The organism is Clostridium sp. DFI.5.61, from assembly GCF_024462915.1.
Lineage (GTDB): Bacteria > Bacillota > Clostridia > Oscillospirales > Oscillospiraceae > Lawsonibacter > Lawsonibacter asaccharolyticus.
The window spans coordinates 45361-52527 of the sequence record NZ_JANGBZ010000021.1 but is presented as its reverse complement, the minus strand read 5'-3'; the positions used below and the strand labels follow the sequence as shown (position 1 = coordinate 52527).

Genomic DNA, 7167 nt, shown 5'->3' with positions numbered 1-7167 from the left:
CTCCTCAATTTTGCTTTATTTCCCTATTGACTTTTTATTTGCAGACTTCGTCCTGAAGTTTTTGGAAGCGATCCAAAAACACATGTTTTGGCGTTAAAATGTACTCGACGATACGATATACTGCACAGATTGTCATCATTGCCCCCATGACGATCATGGGCAGCGCATAGTAATAGGCTTTGGTGAACGGAAGACCTCCCTGGGGCAGCTTGGTCACTTGGAGGCCAAAAAGTGTGATTCCCCCAGAAACGAAAACCAGTGACGTGATTGCCACAACCACGTGCGGGATGAACATGAAAAAGAGCTTCCCGGTACGATTGATGAATTTTAAAAAGAAGTGGATAACTGCATGCTCATTAGTCCAATAGCATACAACTGTGCCGAGAGCTGAATACCACACCAGCAGTGCAATGATCATTTCATCGAACCACCAGATGGGGCTGCTAAACACGTAACGCATAATGACATTTAGGAACATGGCGCCGATGAACATAACAGAAGCCAGCGAACCAACGACTGTAGTGAACATAATGCAGCGGTCAAGCACACGCCATACCTTTCCCAGTGCACCTTCAGGAATATATTGTCCTTCCATAAAATTACCTCCTATCCAAGTTGTATCTCCTTAAGGCACGCTTTCCACCTCTCCTATCCTGTGCATCATATTTTTCGTCTGGTTATAAAGTTCGCAATAGAGTTTGTAATAACGCTCGTACTGACGGTGCCGTTCTTGGTCCGGCTGATAAATTCGGGCGGTGGTAATGACTTCGTTGAGCTGCCGGAAGCTGTTGAAACGGCCTGTCCCAAGTGCGGCCATCAGCGCGTCTCCAAATGCAGCTCCCACAGACACTTCCGAAACGCTGATGGGCAATCCGATGATATCGGATACGATCTGCATCCATACGGCACTCTTAGTCCCGCCGCCGACAGCCATAAGCTTCTTGAGCGGAAGATCGTGGTCTCTCAGCACTTCCAGGTGCTGACGTACGGAATAACCAACGCTTTCCAAAGCCGAGCGATACAAATGTTTTCTTGTATGAGAAAGTGTTAACCCAAAAATCATTCCCCTGGCTTTGGGATCGTTGATAGGAGTTCTCTCACCCGCAAAATAAGGCAGTGTAATCAGGCCCTCGCTTCCTGGGGCGATTTCTTCGATTCCCTCCGGCATCCTTGCAAATGCGTTTTTCCCGCCCTGCTGTTCTTCCTGCAGATAGTCCGAAAACAGGATGTCCCGATACCACTGCGTCATGGCACCGCAGGTATTGGTGCCGCCGGCCAGGCTGTATGTACCTGGAATCAGAAAGTTATTGCCGCGCATGCGTTCATCCTGAACAGGTTTTGCGCTACAGTAGTAAAGAAACAGGGTCGAGCCAAACTGAATCATCATGTCCCCCGGCGCAAGCACGCCGGTACTGATCGCTTCTGCAGAAGAATCCCCCGTCCCGGTAATCACGGGAGTGCCCTCTGCAAGTCCTGTGGCCAAGGACGCTTCTTTGGTCACAAAACCAGCTATGTCGCTGGCCGGCATAGTCTGCGCCAGCTGCTCCGGACTGCAATAAAGCTGGCACTCCTCCTCACAAATGCTGCCATCCTTTCGATACAAAGGGCGAAACGAGGCTTGGCTTAGAAATTGGTCTATCACATATTTTCCGGTCAGTCTCGCAACAAGATAGGATGAGCCGGTCAGGAATTTATAGGTGCGCTTATAAATCTCAGGCTCGTGATGTTTGATCCATAAAATTTTTGCCGCTACGTCGCCGGTGCAAATGGGCCGTCCGAACAGGCGATTCACCTCTTCTGTGCCATAGTAGTTTGTTAGCCATTCAATTTCCTCCTGTGCACGGGAATCAATGCCGTAAAGGATGGCTTTCCGAAGGGGCTTACAGGTTTCATCTACCGGCAGACAATCAGACCCGAGTGTACTGATCCCAAGCGCTGCGATCTCTTTTGCCTCCACTCCAGAGTCTCGAATCAGGGTGTTAGCAACAATGCAGAGGTCATGCCACCAGACACGTTCTGCGTCATGCTCATATTGACCGGGCTTGGGGTGTTCCATACTATGCTTTATGGAGCTCTGGAGGACGATTCTGCAGTTCCGGTCGATCAGAAGCCCTTTTGTCTCTGATGTCCCCACATCGATTCCCATGTAATAAGGAGCATTTCCAGTACTCATGACAAATTCCTTTATTTTGTAGCGCGGTATGCACGCACAGCATCCATGAATTCGACGACACGCTGCAGTTCCACCTGATTTTCAAATTTTCCGTCTTTCTTAAATGCTGTGCCCACACAGACTCCATCCACAACGCTGAGCTTCTGTGCCACATTCTGTGCAGTACAGCCAGTATTGCAAAAAACAGGGACACTGTCAGCAACCGCCTTGACATCCTTCAGGATATCATCGTCTGTCTCAGAACCGGCACTGACACCAGATACGCAGAGTCCATCAGGAAAACAGTGGAAAAGGATGGACTTAGTGATCTTCTGGAGGCTGCGTTCTGCAAGGTAAACATCCGACTCCGGGTTTACCTTGAACAGCATCTTAATATCTGTATGGTTCAAATAAAGGCGACGGCGGACCGCCTGAGCTACATCCGTGTTTATGATACCCGCTTCACTCAAGTAGGCACCGGTAAATGCTGCGCGAACAAACTGCGCATTGGTAGCCACGGCCAAATCAATAGCCGCCATGGGATTGGACGCGATATTCACACCGTAAGGAACTGCGATCTCACTGCGCAGTTCGCCAATCACACGAGCCATAGAGGCAACCGTGACATAATCGACTTTGCGCTGATAAGGAAGGCTGAACTCATTGGCAAACAGGATACCATCCACCCCGCCGTCTTGGAGCGCATGCAACTCCCTTCTGGCAATGTCGATCACATTCTGGAGTCCACCTTCTTTGTCAAACAACGGATCTCCTGGCAGGGCACGCAGATGAAGCAGCGCGATTACAGGCTGCTTCACTCGAAACAGGTCTTCAGTCCACATATATTTCACCTTCACTTTTCGTTTTGTGGATTTCCCACGCAATTTGTCTTGTTTGTATTTAATACAATATACCTTTCTCTTTGGGATGTCAATACAGGTCCCCCCTTATAAAAATTTGTATCTTTGTTGTTTTTTACATTTTTCATCGTCTATATTTGTTCAATTTTAGTTTATATTGTCGTTCTTTGCATATTATTAATAGCTTTTTGAAAAATCAAAAAATATAAATAATACTTTTTCATAAGGGTATTTACTTTTTCATCTCTTTCATATATAATACAAATAAGCAACAAAAGTGTAAATGGAAGGAAGCTTATGCAAACAACTACAATGTCAGGCCCCCTGTATCTGCAAATCAAAGATACACTTCTGGCGCAGATAAAATCCGGAGTTTATACCTGCGGGCAGCAGATACCAACAGAAAGTGCTCTTGCGGATATCTTTTCCGTCAGCAGAGTTACCATCCGGAAAGCATTGAAAGAGCTTGAACAGGATGGCCTGCTGATTCGTCATCGCGGACGAGGCACTTTTGTAGCAGATCATTCTCTCCGCAGAAACATTTCGGAAAACTCAAGCTTCACACAGATCTGTCAGTTTGCAGGTCTAGTCCCAGGGGCACGTACAATCAAGTCAGTCATTGAAGACGCCACTGACTCAGATGTAAAGGAACTGGGTATCGAAGCAGGCTCAAAAGTTGTAGTACTGGAGAGAATTCGATATGCAAACGATAAGCCGGTCGCTATCGAATTTTCCCGCTTCCCGGAACGGTTCTCTTTTCTTATTGAAGAGGATTTAAATGACACATCCCTGATTATGGTCCTGGCCGAAAAGTACCACATTCGTTTTACCGGGACAGGAACAAAAACCTTGAAGCAGGTCTATGCTACCTATGAGCAGGCAAAGTACCTCTCTCTTTCCAAAGGATATCCGCTCATTTCTATCGCGTGCGTATCCTACGATGCATCGGGAGCACCGTGCCACCGCTCTTTGCAACTAATTGTTGGGGATAGATTTGAACTCTATTTCTGAGAAAACTGATAACAAATTTACTTTCTCTCATAAAATGACTTGCTGCATATTATTTGCCTTCCTGCGCCGGGCCTTCTATGGCATCATCCCAGTCAGTACGTTCCTCTGCGGGTCATAGCGATGATTCCCTTACGTTGTATGCACTCCGGCAGCAGGTATTCAGCTGTCCAAGGGCAGTAGAACTCAGTACTTCTGCTATTTTCGCTTTTATGTTACAATACTCTCGTCAGGTACTGTATCAGGAAGTGATTTTTGATGAGGAGGTGGCAAGAGCGCAGAACTGTTTTGATGGAGGCAGGGGTAGATGACCGGGTATTTTTCGATTATGTTACAGTGCCTTTAGGTGAGTTTCATTATTTCGATATTACCACGACAATGTTGGCAATACGAAAGATGTTGACTACCTATATGAGTTATTGGAAGATTTTGATCGTGTTGTTGAAAAATGGATAATTTTTGCAGATTGGCTCTTGAATAGCCGACTTTTATAATGTAGACATAGCAAGGGCGCCGGGTCTTATCCGGCGCCCTCTTCTTTTTCTCTACAGTATAGAACGACCATGAGAAAAAACTGCTGAATCTGCACTCACAAAGGAGAGAGGATCGATGTCTGTAGAACTGATTCTTTGGGTTGACAGCGTGGTGTTTGACGCCTGGTTTCTAATCAGCACCGCTCTTGTCTTCTGGATGCATACCCGTCTTGTCTATGGTAGCTGGGTTTACCCGAGCTAAAAACACCGGGAATATTTTATAGAATCAGTCATAGTTTAATCTTTACTTTACTCTTCTATAAGCTATTTTTGACCGCCGTCATAGCCGGTGGTTGTCTTTTATGCTACCTGAACGGGGCTCCGGCAGAACCCCACCGCCGGAGCCCCGTTTTTTGTCTGTGGCTCGCTCCGTGGTCAAGTACCGAAGGAAGCAACACCAAGAGGACGCCGGCCACATGCAGGAAACGTGACGCCGAGACAAAGAAACCAGCCGACAGGCCCTGGATACTATAGAGCATTGCGCTACACTGAAGCAGCAAAAAGTCGAACCGTAGCTACTCCGTTCCCAACAAACTTTTTTGATTCTCTGGTCACCGGGCCGGAAGTTCTACGGTGAAGCGATTGTATCCACCGCTGCTCTCCACCCAGATGCGCCCGTGGTGCTCCTCTGTGATGCGCTGGGCGATGGAGAGGCCCAGACCGAAGCTGCCGTCCCGGCTCCGGGCTGGATCTGTCCGATAGAAGCGCTTGAAAATATCCTTCTGCTCCGCCGCCGAGAGAGGCGGGCCGGGATTGCTTACAGTCAGCCGGCAGCGGTGGTGCCCCCATCGCTCCAGACGGACGTTCACAGTTCCTGGCGGCTCGGTATATTTCCGGGCATTGTCCAGCAGGATATCCAGCACCTCTTTGAGCCGGCCGGCATCCCCGTTGACGTTGATCCCCTCGGCGAGTTGGCTGGACAGCATCAACCCCTGCTCGAAAAACACCGGATCGAAAGGCAGCAGAGCGTCCGCTGCCAAAGTGCTCAGATCCACCGGCCTCAGGTCCGCCTTTCCCTGGCCGCTGTCCGCCCGGGCCAGCTCCAGCATTTGCTCCACCAGGGCCCGCATCTGCCGGGACATGGTGAGAATGTTGGCAGAAAACCGCACCTGGCTGTCCCGGTCATTTTCTTCGCTTTGCAGCAGCTCCGCATTGGTCATGATGACGGTAAGGGGCGTCTTCAGCTCGTGGGAGGCGTCGGAGACAAACTGGCGCTGCTGCTGCCAAGCCCACTCCACCGGTTTCACTGTCCAGGCGGCCAGTTTGATGCTGATCCCCAGAAAAGCAAAAAAGCAGAGCACGCCGATGAGGATGCAGTTCTTGACCAGATTGTTTAAGGTGGACTGCTCACTGGTGGTATCTGCAAAAATCACACTCTGTCCAAACGGAGCGTCTACTCGCAGAAAACGCAGATGATACTGCTTCAACTCCCCGGATGGGCGGTTCACCCGCTCCACCTCCTGGATCAGTTCCTGCAAAAAAGTTTGGTCAAAGGCTTCTCCAGGAGACAGGTCATAATATCCCACACCGGCAGCAGTCAGTGTTCCGTCCTCCGCCTCCTGCACCACAAAAAAGGGCAGACGGACCTGCTCCGGTTGTTCACCCGGGCGTGCAAAGGGGGCAAGCGGACGATCAGGGGCCATGATACCTACCGGAACGGCGCGCATCATGGCAAAGCTTTCCTGCTCCAGGCTGCTCCGTGTAAAAAAATAGAGCATTCCAAAGACCGTACACAACATGATGGTGACGATCACCATGATGACCGCGACAAATTGAAGGCGCAGACGTTTCAGCATTCCTCATCCACCTCCAGACGATAGCCCAGCCGCCGGACTGCCTCGATGCGGATATTGGAACCGATGCTGTGCAGCTTTTTTCGGAGAAAGCCCACATAGACCTCCACATGATTCTCCACCGCATCGGAGTCATATCCCCACACCCGGGCCAGGATTACTTCCTTTGAGAGGATGGTGCTCTGGGAGCGCAGGAGAATGCGCATCACGTCAAATTCTCGGGCAGAGAGCTGGACCCGCTTTTCTCCGCAGATCAGGGTGCAGGCTCCCAGATCCAGAGCGGTATTTCCCAGGGTCACCTGATCCACCTGGGGCCCCTGCCGTCGGAGCAGGGCATTGATGCAGGCCAGCAGCTCCCGGATATCGAAGGGCTTGGTCAGATAATAGTCAGCCCCGGCATTGAGCCCCTCGATGCGGTCTTCCAATTCTGAGCGGGCGGTGAGCATCAGGATAGGGGTGCCGCAGCGCTTGGCCCGCACCTCCCGGGCCACCTGACAGCCGTTCATTTTTGGCATCATCACATCCAGGATCAGCAGGTCGTAGATCCCCAGCTCCGCATACTCAGCCCCGGTCTCACCGTCGTAGACACACTCCACCTCAAAGCCCTTGCGCTCTAAAACCGACTGGATGGAGTCCGCCAGCAGTTTTTCATCCTCAATTATTAGTACTTTCATAACAGCCTCCGATGGGATGCGGTATTCCTTTTTGATATTATACTACACAAAAATACTGAATCGAAGCTGAAAAAGCAGAAAGATCCGCAGCACTTTCCCGCGTATTTTCAGTGTCTATTCAGCAAACGGTGTTATCATCAGATATCA

The 7167-nt window shown here is 49.9% G+C and carries 6 protein-coding genes; 1 reads left to right on the top strand and 5 read right to left on the bottom strand.

Annotated features, from left to right (window positions below):
- Positions 1 to 34 precede the first annotated feature (34 nt).
- From NE584_RS11300 to NE584_RS11290, 3 genes are read right to left on the bottom strand one after another with little or no spacing between them, the layout of a single operon-like run.
- Positions 35 to 595: a TRAP transporter small permease gene (locus tag NE584_RS11300; RefSeq protein WP_256182853.1), complete on the bottom strand. Its 561-nt coding sequence runs from the start codon at positions 593 to 595 to the stop codon at positions 35 to 37.
- Between the two features lie 30 nt (positions 596 to 625).
- On the bottom strand, positions 626 to 2173 hold the full coding sequence (locus tag NE584_RS11295; RefSeq protein WP_256182852.1) for an FGGY-family carbohydrate kinase: 1548 nt from the start codon (positions 2171 to 2173) through the stop codon (positions 626 to 628).
- Between the two features lie 11 nt (positions 2174 to 2184).
- Entirely contained in the window at positions 2185 to 2994 is an 810-nt protein-coding gene (locus NE584_RS11290) for a BtpA/SgcQ family protein (RefSeq protein WP_050625046.1), read from the bottom strand.
- 315 nt (positions 2995 to 3309) lie between these two features.
- Here NE584_RS11290 and NE584_RS11285 point away from each other — a divergent pair, with 315 nt between their 5' ends.
- Positions 3310 to 4023, top strand: a complete 714-nt coding sequence (locus NE584_RS11285; protein WP_050625047.1) for a GntR family transcriptional regulator — start codon at positions 3310 to 3312, stop codon at positions 4021 to 4023.
- A gap of 1081 nt (positions 4024 to 5104) precedes the next feature.
- On the opposite strand, the gene NE584_RS11280 is transcribed toward NE584_RS11285, so the two are convergent.
- Both NE584_RS11280 and NE584_RS11275 read right to left on the bottom strand, forming a co-directional pair.
- Complete coding sequence (locus NE584_RS11280; protein WP_050625048.1) at positions 5105 to 6349, bottom strand: cell wall metabolism sensor histidine kinase WalK; 1245 nt, start codon at positions 6347 to 6349, stop codon at positions 5105 to 5107.
- Entirely contained in the window at positions 6343 to 7020 is a 678-nt protein-coding gene (locus NE584_RS11275; protein WP_050625049.1) for a response regulator transcription factor, read from the bottom strand. The genes NE584_RS11280 and NE584_RS11275 overlap by 7 nt, the downstream gene beginning before the upstream one ends.
- Positions 7021 to 7167: the final 147 nt, after the last annotated feature.

Bases quoted from the DNA above. Each gene is read 5' to 3' on its own strand.
- NE584_RS11300 (WP_256182853.1), bottom strand. From the start codon at position 595: ATGGAAGGACAATATATTCCTGAAGGTGCACTGGGAAAGGTATGGCGT.
- NE584_RS11295 (WP_256182852.1), bottom strand. From the start codon at position 2,173: ATGAGTACTGGAAATGCTCCTTATTACATGGGAATCGATGTGGGGACA.
- NE584_RS11290 (WP_050625046.1), bottom strand. From the start codon at position 2,994: ATGTGGACTGAAGACCTGTTTCGAGTGAAGCAGCCTGTAATCGCGCTG.
- NE584_RS11285 (WP_050625047.1), top strand. From the start codon at position 3,310: ATGCAAACAACTACAATGTCAGGCCCCCTGTATCTGCAAATCAAAGAT.
- NE584_RS11280 (WP_050625048.1), bottom strand. From the start codon at position 6,349: ATGCTGAAACGTCTGCGCCTTCAATTTGTCGCGGTCATCATGGTGATC.
- NE584_RS11275 (WP_050625049.1), bottom strand. From the start codon at position 7,020: ATGAAAGTACTAATAATTGAGGATGAAAAACTGCTGGCGGACTCCATC.